This window comes from Pseudomonas sp. R4-84 (assembly GCF_054130985.1).
In genome coordinates this window covers 2,999,184-3,020,271 of the sequence record NZ_CP096390.1, presented here as the reverse complement: position 1 = coordinate 3,020,271, position 21,088 = coordinate 2,999,184, and the positions used below count along the sequence as shown (strand labels likewise).

The 21,088-nt window shown below is 63.7% G+C and carries 9 protein-coding genes; all 9 read left to right on the top strand.

Annotated features, from left to right (window positions below; translation table 11 throughout):
• The first annotated feature begins 50 nt into the window (after positions 1-50).
• The 9 genes from M1D68_RS13640 to M1D68_RS13600 all read left to right on the top strand — a co-directional run bounded on the left by M1D68_RS13640 (position 51) and on the right by M1D68_RS13600 (position 21,086).
• A complete protein-coding gene (locus M1D68_RS13640; protein WP_457967095.1) occupies positions 51-12,563 on the top strand; it encodes a filamentous haemagglutinin family protein in 12,513 nt (4,170 codons plus the stop codon).
• A 253-nt stretch (positions 12,564-12,816) separates the two neighbouring features.
• The gene (locus tag M1D68_RS13635; protein ID WP_420763758.1) at positions 12,817-13,416 is read left to right on the top strand and encodes a transposase; all 600 of its coding nucleotides are present in this window, start codon (positions 12,817-12,819) and stop codon (positions 13,414-13,416) included.
• A 146-nt stretch (positions 13,417-13,562) separates the two neighbouring features.
• Positions 13,563-15,152, top strand: coding sequence for a ShlB/FhaC/HecB family hemolysin secretion/activation protein (locus tag M1D68_RS13630; protein WP_434605990.1), 1,590 nt, complete (start codon positions 13,563-13,565; stop codon positions 15,150-15,152).
• A gap of 31 nt (positions 15,153-15,183) precedes the next feature.
• Entirely contained in the window at positions 15,184-17,016 is a 1,833-nt protein-coding gene (locus M1D68_RS13625; RefSeq protein WP_457967092.1) for a DUF2341 domain-containing protein, read from the top strand.
• A 10-nt stretch (positions 17,017-17,026) separates the two neighbouring features.
• Positions 17,027-17,452, top strand: a complete 426-nt coding sequence (locus M1D68_RS13620; protein WP_434559115.1) for an ExbD/TolR family protein — start codon at positions 17,027-17,029, stop codon at positions 17,450-17,452.
• A gap of 3 nt (positions 17,453-17,455) precedes the next feature.
• Positions 17,456-18,178, top strand: a complete 723-nt coding sequence (locus M1D68_RS13615; RefSeq protein ID WP_434647676.1) for an energy transducer TonB family protein — start codon at positions 17,456-17,458, stop codon at positions 18,176-18,178.
• Between the two features lie 35 nt (positions 18,179-18,213).
• Complete coding sequence (locus M1D68_RS13610) at positions 18,214-19,905, top strand: putative porin (protein WP_434559111.1); 1,692 nt, start codon at positions 18,214-18,216, stop codon at positions 19,903-19,905.
• Between the two features lie 16 nt (positions 19,906-19,921).
• Complete coding sequence (locus M1D68_RS13605; RefSeq protein ID WP_434559109.1) at positions 19,922-20,569, top strand: DNA repair protein; 648 nt, start codon at positions 19,922-19,924, stop codon at positions 20,567-20,569.
• A 34-nt stretch (positions 20,570-20,603) separates the two neighbouring features.
• Positions 20,604-21,086, top strand: coding sequence for a YbjN domain-containing protein (locus M1D68_RS13600; RefSeq protein WP_457967089.1), 483 nt, complete (start codon positions 20,604-20,606; stop codon positions 21,084-21,086).
• Positions 21,087-21,088: the final 2 nt, after the last annotated feature.

The following is a 21,088-nucleotide window of genomic DNA, read 5'->3' as shown; positions in this document are numbered from 1 at the left end:
CGTCCAGAGGGCGCTACCGAATTCGCCCTGCGTAAAAAGGATCCGTAGTGATGCGTCGCCGCCCACAGAAAGCCACTCGCCGTAATGCAGAATCCACCGCTGTGCTGTGCCTCAAGCCCTTGGCCCAGGCCATTGCCTTGTTGTTGTTGGCCAACCCCGCGTACGCAGCGACCAGTTTCAGTTCGGCCTGGTTCGCGGCCAAGGGCGCGGCTCCGGCGGCGGGCCCGGCCAGCCCCAGCGCGCCTCGCCCTGGAACGCCTCCACCGCTGGCGCAGCAGCAACGGGTGCAGCAGCAGTTGGGCCGTTCGCTGGCGAACATGAACAGCACGGTGGCGGCCATTGCGGCCAGCCAAGCTGCCCAGGCGGCAGGACGTGCGGCTACCTTTGGCGCACCGCAAACCATCCATAACGGTTTGGGTGGCAATGGCCTGAACGCGGTGATTGGTCCGGACGGCAAGCCGCTGTTCGTCAACGCCAATGGCCCGGTACAGACCGATGCCAATGGCAAGGTCGTGGTGACCGTCAAGCAGACCGCCGACAAGGCCATCCTCAACTGGGACACGTTCAATATCGGCCGTGACACCACCCTGGCGTTTCAACAGGACGCCAGTTGGGCGGCGTTGAACAAGGTCAACAACAGCACCGCGCCGAGCCAGATCCACGGCCAGATCAAGGCCGACGGCACGGTGATGATCCTCAACAACAACGGTGTGGTGTTCAGCGGCAGCAGCCAGGTCAACGTGCGTAACCTGGTGGCGGCCGCCACGGATTTCAGCGACGAACAGTTCAAGACCGGTGGCCTCTACAACGCCAACGCGGCGAGCTTTACCAACGCCCAGGGCGGGATCCGGGTGGAGAAGGGCGCGCAGATTTCCACGGCCGCCCCGAGCAAATCGACCGCCGGTGGCGGCTATGTCTTGTTGCTGGGCAAAAACGTCGACAACGCAGGCACCATCAGTACCCCGCGTGGACAGACCGTGCTGGCGGCGGGCGGCAGCTTCACCATCAAGAAGGGCTTCGCCAGCGATGGTAACTCGACGTCGACCACGCGCGGCAATGAAGTCATCGCCCACCAGGATGGCGGCACGGGCGCCGGCCGGGTGAGCAACACAGGATTATTGATGGCGGCCAGCGGTGATGTGACGCTGACCGGCAATCAAGTGCGGCAGAACGGCGTAGCCGTGGCCAGCACTTCGGCGGACACCCGTGGCACGCTGCACCTCACGGCGCGAGGCAGCGATGCCAGCGTGGCCCTGGGCGAGGGCAGCACCACGGCGATTCTAGTGGATGCCAGCGCGAAGGCCCTGGACAGCCAACGCGACAGTGCCTTGAAACCGATCGTCAGCCAGGACGGCAAAGTCATTCCAGCGGACACCTATCGCCGCGACCTGTCCCTGGTGCAGATCGACAGCGCCGGCAGCGTCGATTTCCAGAAGGGATCGATCACCCTCGCCACGGGCGGTCAGGTGGCGGTGAACGCCGGCACCCGCAGCCTGGTGCGCGACGGTGCGGTGATCGACGTCTCCGGCGCCACCGGCGTCAAGATGGCGATGGAAGCCAACAGCATCAAGGTCAACATCCAGGGAAACGAGCAGCGCGATGCCGCCGGCAACCGGGATGAAGGTGCGTTGAACAACAATGATGTTTGGGTGGATGCCCGAGAGTTGGTATTCGTACCCGCCGGCACCAACGGCTACGCCACTGATCGCTGGTACACCGCCGGTGGTCTGCTGGAAGTCAGCGGCTACCTCGGTACTCAGGGCCACAGCGCCGCCGAATGGATGGCCCAGGGCGGCACCGTGAGTTTTACCGGTAATGATGTGGTGACCCAGGCCGGCTCGCAGATCAATCTGTCCGGCGGCACGCTGGATGTGCAGAGCGGCACCGTCAAGCAGACCTGGCTCAAGGGCGCCGATGGCCGCTTGTATGAACTCAACAGTGCGCCTGGGGACATGCTCTACACCGGGATCTACAAGGGATACGAAGACCACACCCAGCGCTGGGGGCAAACGAAGTATTACTACAATCCCTTGATTGCCCCGCGTTCGCGCCAGGAGGCCGGCTACACGGTCGGCCGCGACGCCGGCACCCTGGTGATCGGGACTAAAAACGCGGTGCTCGAAGGCACGCTCGCCAGCGATACCTTCCAGGGTGACCGTCAGACCCGCGCCGCCCAGGCCGGCCTGGATGGCTACCAGCAATCGCAGAAAGCGGTGGCCCGTGGCGGGCAGTTGGTGGTCGGCTCGTACGTGCCGTTCTACGTGAAGGAAAGCGGCACTGTGGAATATGCCCTTGGCGCCACGGCCAATACCTTGAAGAACGTGATCTTCGGCCAAGACGCGGCGGGCGTTGCCGGTAGCGTCGGTCTGGACGGTGCCTTGCCGACGGATCGCCAGGGCACGTTGTACCTGGACAGTAACCAGCTCAACGGCTTCAAGCTCGGTGCCGTCAAGGTCGCTGCGAGCGAAGGCATCACAGTCAACGGTGCGTTGCAGGTGGCTCCGGCCGGTTCCATCAGCCTGTTTGGCCCGAAGGTGGCCGTGAATGCCAATCTTACTGCCCACGCTGGTGCCATTCAGGTAGGCAGGGATTTCGTCCAGGTCGACGGCACGATGCCGGTTGCCGGCGCGTCCTCGGTCAGGGTGGCTGACCGGGTGCGTCTGGATGCCAGCGGGCTGTGGAGCAATATACAACTGGACCCTGGCGATATCAGCGCCTTGCCTTACCAGAACGGCGGCAGCATCGCCCTGAAAGCCGGCGGCGCCATCGTGCTGGGTGCCGGCAGCGTGCTGGACGTTTCTTCCGGAGCGGCACTGCTCAACTCAGGCAAGTTCCAGGGCGGCAAGGGCGGCGATGTCACCTTGAGCACTCTCACGGGCGAATTGAGCCTGGGCGGCGAATTGCGGGGCCAGGGTGTGAAGGGCGGCGGCACCTTGCAATTGCAGGCCGGTAAAGTCCTGATCAGCGACACCGCGACCTCCGCGGCGGCCGGTACCTTGCTGCTTGATGGCGGCTTCTTCAAAAAAGGCTTTTCCGCCTACGACATCATCGGCAACGACGGCCTGGAGGTTGCCGAGGGCACCCGGGTCGATGTCACCGTGCCGGTTTATCGCCAAGGCGCTGGCGCGCCTGGGGTCGCCACTGGTGGTACACCGGGCAGCGCGCTGGAGACCTGGACGCCGCCGCTGTACCTCGAAGACGCCAGCAAGGGCGTGCTGACCCAGCGCCAGGGTGCCAGCCTGTCCTTGCAAGCCGGCAGCCAGCAAACCGGCGCGGCGAATGTCGCCACGGCTGACCTGCTGGTGGGCAAGTCGGCGGTGTTGAATGTCGACCCCGGACAAGCGATCCGCTTGACGGGCATTGGCCAAATCACCGTGGACGGCACCTTGAATGCCTGGGGCGGCTCGATCACTGTCGGCTCCGCGCCTGGGCCGCAAGCGGCGGTCATACCGCCCGGTGACAATTTCAAGTCGATCTGGATCGGCGAGAACGCGGTCCTGGACGTGGCCGCTCGCGCCGCCACCGCCACGGGTGCCAGGGGGACCCAATACGGGTTCGTGCGTAACGGCGGAAGTATCGTCATCGGTGGTGAAATCGACCATGCGACGGGCGACGGCGGCGGTATCGGAAAATTCATCGTGGTGCGCGAAGGCGCGTTGCTCGATGCTTCGGGTGCCCAGGCGGTGCTGGATGACGCGGGGCAACGCCGAGTGGTTGCCAGCCACGGCGGCGACATCAGTTTTGGCTCGACCAGTGGGCTTTACCTGGACGGTCAGTTCAAGGCTGCCGCCGGCGGTGCCGGAGCGGCGGGCGGGAGCTTGTCGGTCGGGCTCGGGGCGACGGTTTATTTGAACAGCTCGGATTTGCCGGACAACCAGCGCAAGACTCGCGAACTGATTATCGAGCAGCACCATTCCGCGACGGGTATCACGGCCGGGAGCGCGCCAGAGCAGGGCGCCTCCCTGCTGGAGCACGGCTATGCACGGCTTGCGGTGGATCAGGTCGAGGCCGGCGGCTTTGATACGTTGTCCCTTTTCAGTACCGGTCTGCTGACCTTCGATGGCAATGTCAACCTGACGATGGCCAATGCGCTTCAGCTCTACGCGGGTGCGTACGGCATGGCGGAGACAGCGGCGGCGGACTCGGTGGTCAAACTGCGCGGTAACTATGTGCGCTTGGCCGGCGCGCAAGATAATACGACCGCCGGGGCTGACAACAGCAGCACCGGCATAGGGCTGGCGCCTTCGGCACGACCTGCCGCAGGGCAGTTGTTGGTGTCAGCGACCGGGTTGCTTGAGGTTCGCGACGCGGTGAGGATCGGTGGCAGCGGAACGCTGACGATGGCCCGGGGCGAAGTTCGAAACGTCGATCGTCGTGGTTTTGCGGATTTGCAATTGAACAGCCAGGGTGACATTCGGATGGCGAGCAGCCAGGCCGATCATAAAATGTTACTTCGAACGCCCGACGTCCTGGGCCTCACCGCCGCGCAGATCTATCCCGGCACCGGCGTGCAAGGGACGCTGACCGCCAAGCGCATGGACATAGGCCGCAACGGCTCGGCGATTCTTTCGGTGCCTTATTCCGCGTTCGGCGAGTTGCGGCTTGAAGCGGATGTCATCAACCAGGGCGGCATTCTGCGAGCGCCATTGGGCAACCTGATCATCGGCCAGACGGCGCTGGAAACGGAGGGGCGACCTGGCAGTGACGTGAACCTGCTGTCAGGCAGCCTGACCTCCGTCAGCGGCGCGGGGCTCGTCATGCCCTATGGCGGAACAGCGGATGGCAAGTCCTACGTGTTCGATGGCGTGACGCTCGACAAGAGCCTGCTGCGGCCCGCCCTCAATGGCGTGCCGGGAAAGATAGATCTGGTGGGCGAGACCATCGACGTCGCGGCGGGAGCCGTGGTGGACGTGTCCGGTGGGGGTGAATTGACCGGCGCCGGGTTCATCTCGGGGCGTGGCGGCTCCACTGACGCGCGCTTCAACCCCTTGGTGCAGTTCGGTTCGGACGGTTTCCTGTTACCGGCACTGAGCAGCAACCCGGTCTACGCCATCGTTCCTGGCGTACAGACCGGCTATGCGCCCGTGGGCGGTGAAGCCGGCGCCGTCGCCCCCTTGGCCGGCCAACAGATTACCCTCGGTGCCGGCGTCCCCGGCTTGCCGGCCGGCACCTATACCTTGCTGCCCTCGACCTACGCGCTGCTGCCGGGTGCGTTTCGCATCGAGGTCAACGGCCTGGCCGGGCAGGGCGGGGTGGTGCCGACCCAGGCCATGCGTAACGGCTCCTGGGCAACGGCCGGTACCCTCGGCATTGCCGGCACCGGCGTACGCGACAGTCTGGCGAGCCAGGTGATCGTCACCGCGGCCGATACGCTGCGCCGCTATTCGCAGTACAACGAGACCAGCTTCAGTCAGTTCGCCCTGGCGGACGCGGCGCGCCTGGGCGTGCCCGCCGTCCTGCTGCCCCGGGATGCCAAGGCGTTCAACGTCACGTTCGAGCGCAACCAGAGTGACCAACCGAGCTTCAGTTTTGCCGGCAAACTGCTGAGCAAAGCAGCCAAAGAGGGTCGCGGCAGCACCACCTCACTCACGTTGGTCAGGGCCGGGGACCTGGAAATCATCAAGGCTGGACAGGTAGCCAACGCCGGATTGAACGGTGTAACCCTGACCGACGATGCGGTGAATGCCATCGGCGCCAGCAGCCTGTTCATCGGCGGTTATGCCTTGGCCCGCTATGGCCAGGGCGGTAACTTCCTTGAGTTCGGAGATGGTAATGGCTCCGTCGCCAGGACCCAAAATATCACCTTGCGCAGCGGCGCGACCTTGCGGGCACCTGAAGTGTTCCTGGTGACGTCCAGCCCGAATGGCGGCATCACCGTGGAGCAGGGCGCGTCGATCAATACGCTGGGCATGGGCGCCGTGGCCCGTGACTCGCGTGATGGCTATCTCTACAACCCCGGCCGCAACAGCGTGCTCGCCGTCTCCAATGGCTACGTGAACATGCTGGCGCCTGCGGCGCCCAACCCGATGACGCCGGACAGCGCACCTGGCATTATCCGCATCGGTGTATGCGATGGTGTTTGCAGCGGTACAACCCGTTTGTACTCCGAAGGCACCATCGCTTCGGCCACGGACAATCGCTTCGAGCTGACGGATGCCGTACGCTTCGGTACCCGTAACCTGACCCTGGCGGTTGGCGGCATCAACGTTGGCAGCGCCGAGACCCTGGCCGACCTGGCGTCACGCAATCTGTTGCCCAGCGGGCTGACACTCAACCAGCAGGTGCTCGACCGCCTGTTGCAGGGCGATACCAGCGCTGGCGCGCCGGCGCTCGAAACCCTGGTGCTGGGCGCGCGCGATTCACTGAATTTCTATGGCAACGCCAGCCTCGATACCTTTGACGCTGTGACCGGCAAGTCGCGGCTCAAGGAATTGGTGCTTGGCACTCCAGCGATCTATGGCAAAGGCAATGCCAATGAAACGGCGCTGATTCGCACCGGTAACCTGATCTGGAATGGGGTGCAAAACGAGGCTGGCAGCATCGTGGCCGGCGGCGCGGGCACCGGCACGGGCAACCTGCAGATCGATGCCCAACGCATCGAGTTTGGTTATGCCCCAGCCACCGAGTCCAAGGCGGCCAAGGCCTATGACCGGCTTGCACTGGGATTTGCCAACGTCAATCTCAACGCCAGCGAACGCATCACCGCCAACCATAAGGGTGGCCTGCTGGTTTACCAGCGTCAGGGTGAATACATCACAGGCAAGGGCTTCCAGTACAGCGGCGGCAACCTGAACATCCTCACGCCGTTGATGACCGGCGAGGCCGGGTCGGTCAACCGGATCACCGCAGGCGGCAATATCCGTGTCAGCGCTCCGTCGGGCAGTCGCTTGCCGGTGGCCCGCGCCGATAGCTTGGGCGCCGAGCTGGCGTTGAACGGCAAGAACGTGCGGGTCGAAGGCAACGTGGTGCTGCCCAGCGGCAAGCTGACCCTCAGCGCCGAGGATGAATTGACCCTCACCGATGCCGCGCGCCTCGACCTGGCCGGACGCAAAATCACCTTCAACGATGTCAGCAAGTACAGCTGGGGTGGTGACCTGATCCTCGAAAGCCGCAACGGCAATATCCGCCAGGCCGCCGGCTCGGTGATCGATCTCTCCGCCGTGAACAACCAGGCCGGGACCCTCAAGGCCACCGCATTGGCGGCGGCCGCTGGCAAGGTCGACCTGGCGGGCAGCGTGCTGGGCAGCAGCAGCGGCTACTACGATGCGGGCGGCACCGCCGTGCCCTACAAGGCCGGGAGCTTGGACATCCGTGCCCAGCGCCTTGGCGATGGTAGCCTGAGCGATGACTTCGCCGCCCTCAACCAACGCCTGAACCAGGGCCAGGTCTTCGGCGGCCGCAGCTTCCAGCTCAAGCAGGGTGACCTGGTGATCGGCGATGGGCTCAAGGCCGGCGTGATCAGCGTGTCGGTGGACGGCGGCAAGCTGACGGTCAACGGCACCGTGGACGCCAGTGGCGAGCGCGTGGGGTCCATTCGCCTGGCCGGCAAGCAAGGCTTGACCCTTGGCGGCAACGCGGTGCTCGACGCCCACGGCCGCGTGCTGCGGGTGGACAGTTACGGCCAGATCATCGATTCGCCGAACCGCGCCATGGTTGAGCTCAGTTCCGGAGATGGCCTGCTGACGCTGGCCGGTGGCGCGCGCATCGATTTGCGCCATGGCACCGCCACCACGGTCGGCCACGACGGCAAGGCCCGTGGCACCCTGGAGCTGAATGCGCCACGCCTGGGCGGGGCCACGGCCGGCGACATCGCCATCGATGCCAGCGGCAACCTGAACATCCAGGGCGCCAAGCTGATCGCGCTCAATGGCGTGCAACGCTACGACGATGCCGCCTACGGCACCGACCCGGCGGCCAGTGGCCGGCCGTACCAAGTCATCAATCAGGACTACCTCAACGGTATCCATGACGACAACCGCGACTTTATCGACAATGCCTTGAACAACAATGCCTTACGCGATGGCAAGCTGGCGGGCCTCAACAATGCCGCCTATCGCAACGCTTTCCACCTGCGTCCCGGCGTCGAAATCGTCAGTGCCACCGCCGACGGCGACCTGGTGGTGCAGGGCGACCTGGACCTCTCCGGTTACCGCTACGCCAGCCTCAACCCGCTTACACCAAAGACGGGCGTATACGGCTCCGGCGAAGTCGGCAGCCTGGTGCTGCGTGCCGGGGGCGACCTGACCGTGCTTGGCAGCATCAACGATGGTTTCGCGCCGCCGCCGGAAACCCCGGATGACGATGGCTGGGTGCTGACGCCCGGCAAGGTGATGTTCAACGGTGATTTGATCGTGCCGCGAGCGGGCATTGAATTGCAGGACGGCACGACGTTCCTGTCCGGCGTCATCCTCAACTACGACCTGCCCTTGCAAGCCATCACTCTGGCCGCAGGCACGCGCCTGCCGGTGGACGGTGAGTTGGCCGAGGCGATTTCACTGCCTGCCGGCACGGTATTGGCGGCCAATATCCGTTACAGCGACGGCCGTGTGGCGTATGCCGCCGGTACGCGCCTGACCGCCGACCTGACCGTGGCGCAAGGGATGATCCTCGGGAGTGGTTCAGTGTTGATCGGCGATACCGCCTTGACCGGTTTGGTCTGGCCAAAAGGCGTGGCTTTGCCCAGCCGTCCGGCAAGTTCGGTGACAGTTCATAGCCCAAGCACCGTGGTTCAGGCGGGCGCGTTGCTGTTGCCCTTGGGCGCGCTGATACCCGCAGGCACCGACGTGAAGCTGGCCGCGGGCGTGGACAAGATCAATCTGCGCGGCGGCGATGGCAAGGGCCGTAACTGGGCGATAGCCCCGATGTTGGCCGAGGGCTCGCAGTCCTGGTCGTTGCGTGCCGTGGCGGGCGCCGATTTGCAGGCCGCTGATACCCGCCTGGCCAATCCTTATGCCGAGCATGGACGCTTCACGGTGGCCGACACTCACTATGGAATGCTGGCTAAGGCGGGTGGCTTGGTGTTGACCGATCAAGCCTCGCTCGACTATTACGGTGACTTGAGCTACTCCGGGCGGCCTGTCGCCGAGTTGGCTGACCTCTACGGCATAAGCGTCGACGAGTTCTGCGGGCAGGGGGCAGGGCTCTGTGTCGCTGCGGGGCGGACGTTGACCGAGCAAGCCTCGCTCGACTATTTCGGTGACCTGACCTATGCCGGTCGGCCCGTGGCGGAGTTGGCGGACCTGTACGGTATGTCGGAGGACGAATTCTGTGCCCAGGCGCCGGGGTTATGCGTCGGTGGGAGCGTTTACACCTACGTGGTGGGCACCAGCAGCTTCAGTGTGCTTCGTACCGGTACCGGCGATCTGGACCTGGTCAGCGCAGGTGATTTCGGCATGCAATCGCTGTTTGGCATTTATACCGCGGGCACGTCGTCCTTGAGCCTGGCCGACTCGGCGGCGTACAACCTTGCGCGAGGCGTCTCGCTGAATAACGCCGGCCTGCCGACTGACTCGATCCTGGGGAACGGTGACAGCCCTTATGAACGCTTGGTGGATGGCGGCGCAGACAGCCGATATCGCGCATGGTATCCAGACCATGGCGGTAACCTGCTGCTGTCGGTGGGCGGCGATTTGGCCGGTGACATAGTCGGCAGAAAACAAAGTACTCTCGTGACCGAAGATGCACCGCAGATGGAGAGCTCGGGGGTTGGGAATTGGTTGTGGCGCCAAGGCGATGGTGACGGTACGCCTACGGCCTGGTGGATCAATTTCGGCACCTATGTGCCCCATGGCACCGATCCGGTACTGAACGGTTTCACCGGTATCGGTACCTTGGGCGGCGGCAACGTGGATGTGCGAGTCGCGGGAGATGCGGGCATGTTGGCGCCCCGTGGGGAGCGAGGCGAGCAGGGCGCCAGTCGCAGTCAGGGGATAGTCCTGGCGGTCGGCTCGACCGGGCGCATGGTGGACGGTCAATTGAAGTTCACGGGTGGCGGTGACCTGTCGCTGACAATCGGCGGCGCGCTCAACCCTTCACTGGAGGCTAGGGCGTTTCTCAACTTAGCCGGCCAGCCGGTTGATTCGCGCCATGACATGAATGGCAGCCTGACGAACTTGCGGGGTTCGCTGAGGGCCAGTGCCGGTTCGTTCGGCGGCATGGAATTGATCAACGGTCCGGACAAGGTTTCGCAGGACCCCCGAGAGATCCGTGCCTACAACCCATACGATGCAACGATGGCCAGCGCGACCGGTGGACTGCTGCTGGTACCCGGCGATGCCACCGCCAGTCTGGATGCCCGTGGCGATCTCGTACTTGGCGGCGCAGTGGACCCGGGCCGTGCGCCGACACGAGTCGCCCAGTCGGTGGACCTGGGCGGCGGGACCAGAGGCCCCGGATATTCCTGGTTCAGCCTGTGGACCGACCATACCGCTATCGATCTGTTTGCCGCCGGAGGGAACCTTACGCCTTCGACCCAAGGCGCAGAGCTTTCGATTGGCGTCAATACCGCCACGCCTCGTAGCGGCATGGACTATTCGCAAACCGACGGGCGTTTCGTCTATCCGTCGATTTTGCGGGTAGCCGCGCCCTCAGGCAGCCTGTATTACGGGCCCTCATCACGCGGGGTAGGGGGCTTTGTGACCCCCTATTCCTTGATCCTGGCGCCTGGAAACCAGGCGCAGCTGGAGTTTCTCGCTGGGGATTCGATTTATGCGGGAGGCTACGCAATATCACCCACCCGTGCTCCGGCAAGCAGCCTGACGACCCCAGACAATCCTGCGTTCTATTACAGGGACGAGTCGGGCCGGCTGTATGGCGATCTGGAAGGGGCGAGTGTGAACCTCTCGCTACCCAGCAGTATCGGAATGGGCTTGTTCGCGTTTGGCGGTACCGGTGCAGACGGAGATTACCGAGGGGGCGATCAGCCAGTGCGCTTTTATGCGGTCAAGGGCGATATCGTGGGTTTGCGCACGGGCGAAATGATTGCCTTCAGTTCCGGCCCAAGAGCTGGCGAGACGTGGTACGAGGCCGCCAGCCCCGCATGGATCATGGCGGGGCGGGATATCGTCAACAGTGGTGACATCGCGGGCACTTTACTGACGCAGTTCGAAACCCGGCCCACCAGCACCGGCAACCTGTTCGTCCACGATGACCCCACGGACATCTCCATTGTCTCCGCCGGCCGCGACATCCTCTACAGCACCTTCAACGTTGCCGGCCCCGGTACGCTGGAAATCAGCGCCGGGCGCAATATCCTGATGGAAGACCAGGCCGCCGTGACCAGCCTCGGTCCGGTGAAAGCCGGTGACAATCGCCCCGGCGCAAGCATCGTGATGCAAGCCGGTGTAGGCGCCGCCGGGCCGGATTACCTGGGCTTCGTGCGGCAATACCTGGACCCGGCCAACCTGGCGGACGCCGGTGCCGGCCTGGCCCAACAGCCGGGCAAGGTGGCGAAGACTTATGAGGTCGAGCTGGCGGCGTGGCTGGCATTGCGGTACGGCTTCGACGGCGATACCGAGCAGGCACAGGCCTACTTCGCGGCATTGCCGTCCGAACAACAGCGGGTGTTTGCCCGCCAGGTGTATTTCGCCGAACTACGTGCCGGTGGCCGCGAGTACAACGATGCCAGCAGCCCGCGTTCCGGCAGCTACCTGCGCGGTCGCAACGCCATCGCCGCGTTGTTCCCCACCCACGACGTGGCCGGCAATGCCTTGGCTTACCAGGGCGACATCACGATGTTCGGCGGCGCCGGGGTGCACACCAACTTCGGCGGCGATATCCAGCTGCTGACGCCCGGCGGGCAGCAGGTGTTTGGTATCGAAGGCGAGGCCCCGCCGTCCAGTGCCGGGGTCATCACCCAAGGCACCGGTGACATCCAGTTGTTCAGCAACGGCAGCGTGTTGCTGGGACAAAGCCGGATCATGACCACCTTCGGCGGCGACATTCTCGCCTGGTCGGCGACCGGGGATATCAACGCCGGTCGCGGCTCGAAAACCACCCTGGTGTACACGCCGCCCAAGCGCGTCTACGACGACTGGGGCAACGTCACCCTGTCGCCGTCGGTGCCGAGCACTGGCGCCGGCATTGCCACCCTCAACCCCATCGCCGAGGTCGCGCCGGGCGACATCGACCTGCTCGCGCCGCTCGGCACCATCGACGCGGGAGAGGCGGGCATCCGGGTCTCGGGTAACATCAACATTGCCGCGTTGCATGTAGTGAACGCCGCCAACATCCAGGTGCAAGGCAAGTCCAACGGCGTGCCGGTCAGCGCGGTGGTCAACACTGGCGCACTGACCAACGCCAGCTCCGCCGCAGCGTCCGCGAGCGATGCCGCGGAAGGCGTCGCGCGCGAGCAACAAGCCGCGTCGCGCAACCGTATGCCATCGGTGTTCAGCGTGCAGGTCCTGGGCTTCGGCAACGAACGTCTGGCGCCGTCCCAGGAAGGCGCCAGCCGGGCACCGGACGCTGAACCGAACAACAGCGTGCGGGTATTGGGCGCCGGACGGTTGGACGACCAGGCGCGTAATCAGTTGACCCCGGAGGAACAGCGCAACCTGACGCTCTAAGAAACATCAAAAAAACCCCGGGCGACAGGCAACTGTCGCCCTTTTTTGTGGGCGCTCGGTCGCTGTCGGTAACCGTTCATGAAGATTCGATGACAAAAGTTCGGTAGTGGCAGGTGGCCGGGGTCAAGGTTGTGTGAAACGGCAACGGCGCAGGAACGCCGTGGACGAAAAGGCCTTATGCAGGGAAGCCGGACAACTTTTTTCTGGCGCTATTTCGCGCTGGATGCCAGGTGTGACAGGGGCATTGGGGTCTATGGAAAGTTACTCGAAAGTGGGCATGCAGGAGCTGGACCAGCGCCTGTCGAAAATTGTTGAAGCCGCGCGCAAAAAACCGGTCTCGGTGTACCGCTACGGCGCGCCTTGGGTGTGGATTGTGTCCCAGGACGATTGGCAGAGTGCCTTGAAGGAACTGTCCAGCTACGTGCCGCCAGGTCATTCCCTGGTGATGTTGCGCCCGCAAATCGAGGAGCTGCTGGAGGCCGCGTCCGAGCCCTTGCAGCAATGGGCCCGGGAACACCACATCCAGGTGCCGGTACCGGCCTTGATGCTCGCGTTGCTTTTGCAACTGCTGTACTCGCTGCCCAGTGAAAAACAGTTGTACGAGCAGCTCAATTACAACCTGTTGTTCCGCTGGTTTGTGGGCCTTGAGCTGAACCAGCGGGTCTGGGCGTTCTCGGTCTTTGTGCGCGATATCGGCGAGCTGCTGGACAGCCCGCACGCGGCGAAATTGCTCGAGCGCATCGTCAGTGAAGTGTTCTGCGGCGACCTGATGCACATGCCGGAGTTTTCGCTGAACTTCGCCTTGTTGCACACCTGGCTTTCCAGGCACGCAGGCCATTCCAAACGCAAATAAACCGTCAGGCAACAACACGATGCAAAGCGGCGCGTCATGCGGCGCGCGGCTTTGTAGCAGGCGCTGCGCGCGTGGCGCAATTGAATCGAGGGGGATGTGTGGATCATTGGGACTTCAACATCGGCCGGTGCAGGCCATACCTGCCCATGGCGCTCGCGCTGATGCTCGTCGCCGAGGCGCCAACGCTGTGGGCCGAGGAAGCCGATACAGCGGCCGAGGCCGGAACGCCTGCGCGCCTGGTGGACGTGAATGAGTACGTGGTGCGCGGCAACACCGTGCTCGATGCCCGGGAAATCGAAGAGGCGGTGTATGCGTTCCTGGGGCCGCAACGCAAGCTCACCGATATCGAAGGCGCACGCGATGCCCTGCAACAGCGCTACCAGGCCAAGGGTTACCAGTCGGTGTTCGTCGAACTGCCGGAGCAGCAGGTCGAAGGCGGCGTGGTGTACCTGCAGGTCAGCGAAACCAGGATCGGCCGGGTACGCGTGGTCGGCACCGAGCACTACTCTCCCGTCAATGTGCGCGAAGAAGTACCGGCGCTGACAGAAGGCAAGGTGGCCGATTTCGCGGCGGTGCAAACCCAGCTGGCGGTTGCCAACCGTAACCCCGGACGCCAAGTGGTGCCGGTCGTGCGCGAAGGGCAGCGCCCGGGAACGATGGATGTCGACCTGCAAGTCGAGGATAAAAATCCCTGGCAGGCGAGCGTCGGCTTGAACAACGACTACAGCGCCGACACCGAAAAGCTGCGTTCGGTGGTCACGCTCGGCCACAACAACCTCTGGCAACGCGGCCATACGGCTTCGCTGACCTATTTCACCGCCCCCGAGGACCGGGACAACGCGCAGGTCTGGTCGGGTTCCTATAACGCTCCCTTGAGTGAGCGCTGGAACCTGCAGTTCGCTGGCTATCAATCCGACAGCAACGTCGCAACCATCGGCGGCAGCAATGTGCTGGGCAAGGGCCATTCCTACGGCGTGTCGTTGATCTACAACGTGCCTGCGCAAGGCGTCTGGGCGAACTCGCTGTCGGTGGGCGTGGATTTCAAGGATTTCGATGAAGCCCTGCAGTTCGGCGGTTCGAGCGATGAAGTGCCGATCAAGTACGCGCCCATCACCCTTGCCTACAACGGCTTTCGCTACACCGAAACCTCACAGTTCGGCCTGGGCCTGAGCATCGTTGCCGGCACCCGCAGCTTCTTCGGTTATGGCAGCGACGCCGATGAATTTCGGGCCAAGCGCTACGAGGCCAATCCCAGCTTCGCCGTGTTCAAGGGCGACAGCACCTTCACCCGGAATTTTTCCGGGGACTGGCAAGCGGCAAGCAAGCTGAGCTTCCAATTGGCCTCCGGGCCGCTGGTCTCCAACGAACAGTTTTCCGCCGGTGGCGCCACCAGTGTGCGCGGTTATCTCGCTGCGGAACGCACTGGCGATGATGGCGTGCTGTTTTCCCAGGAACTGCGCACACCGTCGTTGAGCAAGCACCTGGGCAAAGGCATCGGCAGCTACGTCGACAACTGGCGTTTATACATCTTTGCCGAAGGCGCGCAGTTGGCCCTGCAAGACGCGCTGCCCGACCAGGAGGCCGACTACAGCCTGGCGAGTATCGGCTTCGGCACCCGCGCCACGTTGCGCGAATGGCTGTCGGGCAGCCTCGACTGGGGCCTGCCGCTCAAGGACGGCCCGAACACCCGCAAACACGATTCACGCGTGCACTTCAATGTGCAGGCGACCTTTTGACCGGTAGGCACAGACCTTGGAGCACTCCGTTATGCATCGCTTGATTTTCATTCTTCTCGCTTGCCTGGGCCTCGTGCTGCCGGCAACGGCCAGCGCTTGGTGGCAGGACGATTGGCACTACCGCAAACAGATCAGCATCGACACCACGCCCCAGGGCGCGGCGATCAGCCAGGCGGTGGGGCGCACCTCGCTGCTGGTGCGTTTGCACACCGGCAATTTCACCTTTGACGGTGTCAACGAAAACGGCTCGGACATTCGCTTTGTCGCCGCCGACGACCACACCGTGCTCAACCACCAGATTGAGAGCTTCGATCCGCTGATGGGCATGGCCTTGATCTGGGTGGACGTGCCCATGGTGGAGGGGGGCAAGCGCTCGGACATCTGGATGTACTATGGCAACCCGAAAGCACCGGCCACCAGCAATCCCCAGTTGGCGTTCGATGCCGATTACAGCCTGGTCTATCACTTCGATGGTGCCGTTGGCGCACCACCGCGTGATGCCAGCGCCTTTGCCAACCACGCGCAGAACGCACCGGCAAACATCATTGACGGTGTCATCGGGCGCTCGGCACAGCTCAACGGTCAGCCGCTGTTGCTGCCGGCCAGTCCATCCCTGGGCGTGAGCGCGGGTGGTGCGTTGACCTTCAGCACCTGGTTGCGAATGGAGCAGGGCGCAGGCGAGCAACTGCTGCTGGCCCGTCGTGATGCCGGCAATGCGCTGCTGGTGGGCATGAACCAAGGCGTGCCCTTTGTGGAAGTGAACGGCCAGCGCGCCGTGGCCAACCAGGCCGTGGCACTGGGACAATGGCAACACTTGGCGTTGACGGCTGACGCCAGCGGGTTGCGTTTGTATGTGAATGGAAAGCCGGCGGCGAGCCTGGCGCAACCGTTGCCGGCCTTGCAGGGTGCGATTGCCATCGGCGCCGACTCACCGGCCGCCGTCGATGCCGGCGCGGTGGCACCGACCGCTACGTATCAAGCCTTCACCGGCGCCCTCGATGAACTGCGCTTGTCCCGCGTCGCCCGTTCGCCTGAACAGATCCTGGCCGATGCCACCGCCCAGGGCGCCGAGTCGCGCCTGGTGGTTTACGGGGTGGACGAAGAACAGTCCGGCTTTGGTTTCGGCAGCCTGGGTTTCTTGCTCAATGCGGTGCCGCTGGACGCCTGGGTGATCATCGCCGTCCTGGTGCTGATGATGCTGCAGTCGTGGGTGATCATGGTGCGCAAGAGCCGCAATGTCAGCCGAGTCAGCCATGCCAACGAAGTCTTCCGCAGTCATTTCGCCAAGGTCGGGACACGGCTGGAACTGCTTGCAGATGACCGCGACCTGGCGCAGCGCCTGGGCGATTCGTCGCTGTGGCGCCTGTATGGGGTGGCGGTTGCCGAGATCCGCACGCGCCGCGACCAGGGCGCCGACACCTCGTCGATCTCCGCCGCCACCATCGAAGCCATCCGCTGTTCCATGGACGGTGTACGGACCCGGGAAAACCAACAGCTCAGTTCCAAGTTGTCGACGTTGTCCAACGCCATCGCCGGCGGCCCTTACATCGGCCTGCTGGGGACGGTGCTGGGGATCATGGTGGTGTTCCTCGGCACCGCCATGGCTGGTGATGTGAACATCAACGCCATCGCCCCCGGCATGGCGGCTGCGTTGCTGGCCACCGCCATGGGGTTATTCGTCGCGATCCCGGCGCTGTTTGGCTACAACCGCCTGACCACGCGCAACAAGGAAGTCAGCGCCGACATGCGGGTATTCGTCGACGAGTTCATCACCCGCCTGGCCGAAGTCCACGGCGAAAGCCAGTCCAGTGAAGCGGCGCATCGACGGGGCAACCACGTCACCAGCCCGTCGTTGACGGTGTAAGGGAGCGACCATGGCCAACCTCAATAGCGCCTCGGACGACGACGAAGATGCCGCCGTCGATACCATCAACATCACGCCACTGGTGGATGTGCTCATGGTGGTGCTGGTGATGTTTATTCTCACCGCCACCGCCCAGGTCTCCGGGATCCAGATCAACCTGCCGAAGGCCAGCTCGACCATTTCGCTTTCGCAGCCCAAGACCAAGGCGATTTCCATCAATGATGGCGGCCAGGTGTTCCTCGATGCTTACCCGGTCACCCTTAACGAACTGGAAGATCGCTTGCGCATCGAGAAAGCCCAGAGCCCGGATTTTCCGATCATCGTGCGCGGTGACTCGGCCGTGCAGTACCAGAAAGTCGTTGAAGTGCTGGACCTGTTGCGCCGCCTGGAGTTGTCCCAGGTGGGCCTGGTCACCGGCAAACCGAGCCAGGGCTGAGTCATGACGTCTTTTCCTGAACAGCCGCAAAACGAACACCTGGAACGACAGCGGGACGGCACCGGCAGGGTGCGCCGCGTATTGCAGTGGACTGTCGGTTTGCTGGTGGGGGCGGGCCTGGCCTGGCTGCTGTGGTCATGGGCCAACGACATGAGCGGCATCCGTCGCGAGGCGCCGAAAATTCCCGCGATCATTCCGTTGCCGCCACCTCCGCCGCCGCCCCCGGAAAAACCGCCGGAGCCGGAAAAGCCGGTGGAAGAAAAAATCGTCGAGCCCGAACCCACGCCCGAACCAGAGGAAGTCAAGCCGGAGGAAGAAGCACCGCCTTCACCCGCCGAGGACTTGGCTGACCCGATGCAAATGGACAGCGACGCCCAGGCTGGCTCCGACGCTTTCAATATCGGCGCGGGCAAGGGCGGCGGGATGGCTGGCGCTGGTGGCGGACGCCTCGGCAACGGCACCTACAGCCAGTTCCTCGCCTACAGCTTCCAACGCTTGCTGCGCGAGTCGCCCGAGCTGCGCAACCTGGCGTTCCGCCTGGAGGCCGACGTCTGGCTGGACCAGGCCGGTCGCGTGACGCGCGTGGAGCTGGGACGCAGCAGTGGCGATGCCGAACTCGACGCCAAGGTCCTGGCGACCTTGCGCGCTTCACCCCATCTGGAACGTCCACCCGCCTCGTTGCAGGTGCCGGTGCGTATCCGCCTACAAGGACGCCGACCGGGCTGAGCCGGGTCGACAAGAGACCATTAGGAGTTGTGTTCATGATCTGCAAAATCAATCGAGTGGCGCTGGGCGTCGGCCTGGTGATCGCCAGCCTGGCGGGCAGCGCGTTGGCGCAGACACCCTCGCAGAACGCGACGGTCAATCTGATTCGCCTGTTGGTGCAACAAGGCGTGCTCAAGCAGGACCAGGCGCAAGCGCTGATCGATCAGGCCGAAGCCGAGGCCGTGCAAGCCCGGCAGGCCGCCGCGACTGCCGCGCCGGTGCCAGCGCCCGGCGCGCCGGGGGAGGTGCGGGTGCAATACGTGCCGGCCATCGTTCGGGAACAGATTCGCGACCAGGTGAAAGCCGAAGTGATCGCCCAGGCCAAACAGGAAAACTGGGCCCAGCCCAACACCTTCCCCGACTGGGTCTCACGCATCACCTTTGAAGGCGACGTGCGCTTGCGCAACGAGTCGCGCTTCTACTCGGGCAGCAACAGCAACGAGATCGTCGACTTCGCCGAGCTCAACAACAGCGGGCCTTATGACGTCAACCCCAACAGCGGCTCGCAACTTCCGCCGTTGCTCAATACCCGCGAAGACCGCGAGAACATGCTGCGCCTGCGGGCTCGCATGGGTATGCGGGCGGCGCTTTCCCCGCAATGGACAGCGGCTATCCGCCTGGGCACGGGATCGGACAGCAGTCCTGTCTCCACCACCCAGACCCTTGGCGGCGGCTTTGACAAAAAGGACCTGTGGCTCGATCAGGGCTACCTCAACTATCGCCCCACCAAGGAACTGAGCTTCACCGGCGGGCGCATGCCCAACCCGTTCATGTCCACCGATCTGCTGTATTCCAACGACCTCAATTTCGACGGCTTGGCCGGCTCGTTCAATCACCCGTTGAGCCGCGACCTGGCAATGTTCGGCACCCTCGGTGCGTTCCCGGTGGAGTACAGCTCCGACAGCGCGTCGAGCGATGGTTTCAACAAGGAAGACAGCGAGAACAAGTGGCTCTACGGCGCCCAGCTTGGCGCGACCTGGGCGTTTGCGCCGGACAACAGCATCAAAGGGGCACTGGCTTACTACCAGTTTGACGACATCGAAGGGCGGCGCTCCAACCCTTGCGCTATCTACGACGGCGCGCCGGCCTGTGACAGTGACGAAACGCGTCCGGCGTTCATGCAAAAGGGCAACACCCTGATGGAACTGCGCAACCTGGTGCCTGACCCTTCCGCGCCGACCACCTCGCCGCAGCCACAGTTCGTGGGCCTGGCCTCGGAGTTCAACGTGCTTGACCTCAACCTGGTGTGGGACACCTTGCTGTTCGACGATCTCAAGCTGCGCAGCCAAGGCAACTACCTGGTCAACCTTGGTTACGACGAAGGCAAGATGCGCAAGCGCTCGGCCGGTGCGCTGGTCAACAACGTGGACGAAAACGGTGACATCGAAAGCGGCGATACCGCCTGGATGCTGCAGTTCACCCTGGGCAGTTCCCTGGACCTGAAGAAGCGCGGCGATTGGAACCTGTTCGCCGGCTACAAATACATCGAGCCGGACGCCTTGCCGGACGGCTTCAACGACTCCTCGTTCCACCTCGGCGGCACCAACGCCAAGGGTTATTTCCTCGGCGGCAACTACGGCATCGAAGACAACGTCTTCGCGACCGCGCGCTGGTTGAGCAGCGAAGAAGTCTACGGCGCGCCGTTCGATATCGACGTTCTGCAACTTGAGCTCAACACGCGCTTCTAGCGCCGGGAGAGATAGCATGAAAAAGTCATTTCATCCCGCGATCCACGCCGTGGTGCTGCTGTTGGGGCTCGGTGCAGCCCTGGGCGCATCGGCGCAAACCTTGGAAGAACGCCTGCGTGCCCAGTTGCGCAGTACCACTCAACAGCTGCAAACCTTGCAGAGCGAACAGGCGCAAGGCGCCGCCGCGCGCCAGGCAGCACAAACCGAGCTGAGCGCGGCACAAGCGCAAATCAAGCAACTGACCGCCGAACTCGCCAAGGCCCGCAGCCAGAGCGAACAACTGGGCGCGCAACAGGACGCCGTACGCAGCAGCGCCCAGGCGCAGATCGCGGCCAGTACCGAGCAGGTCGGCAAGTTCAAACAAGCTTATGAAGAGCTGCTGGGCCGCGCACGGGGTATAGAGGCAGCGCGCGCCACGCTGCAAGCCAGCCTGACCAGTCGGGACAGTGAAGTGCAGCAGTGCGTGGCGAAAAACCAAGAGATGTACGGCATCGCCAAGGAGATCCTCACTGCCTACGAAAACATCGAGGTCAGCGACGTATTGAAGATCCGCCAACCCTTCGCCAGTGGGGCACGGGTGAAGTTCGAAGAATTGGCGCAGCGCTACGGCGATGCGCTGTACCAGACCCAGTTCGATGCCGCCAAGACCACTGCCGGCAACTAACCATTGATAAAATGACCATAAGGAACATCCTGTCATGACCGCACAGACACTGATCCATAGCACCACTCCCGAGCAACTGGGCGAATTACTGCAAGCCGCCGGTTATCGTGTCAATCGTACCGAGCAAGGCGCCGTGGTTCAGTTGTTGAGCGCCAGCCAGGGCATTGGTTTTGCCGTGCGTTTCGGCAACCCGGCCGCCACCGAGGGCAGCTTTGTCGATTTCACGTTCAGTTGCGCGTTGCGCATCGAGGGCCAATTGCCTGACGGTCTGGTCCAGGTATGGAATGCCAGCCGCCGCTTTGCCCGCCTGAGTCGCCAGGGCGATTTCCTGGTGATGGAAATGGATGCCATCGTTGCCGCCGGTGTCAGTGAAGACCACGTGCGTGGCGTGCTGGAGCTCTGGGACCGCCTGTTGCAAGAGTTCGTGGTGTACCTGCGCGACTACAGCCAGCACGCACGCGAGCAGCACAAAGACGGTGCGGATGTAACGCAGGAAGCTGCGGTCGAAGAGGTCTGATT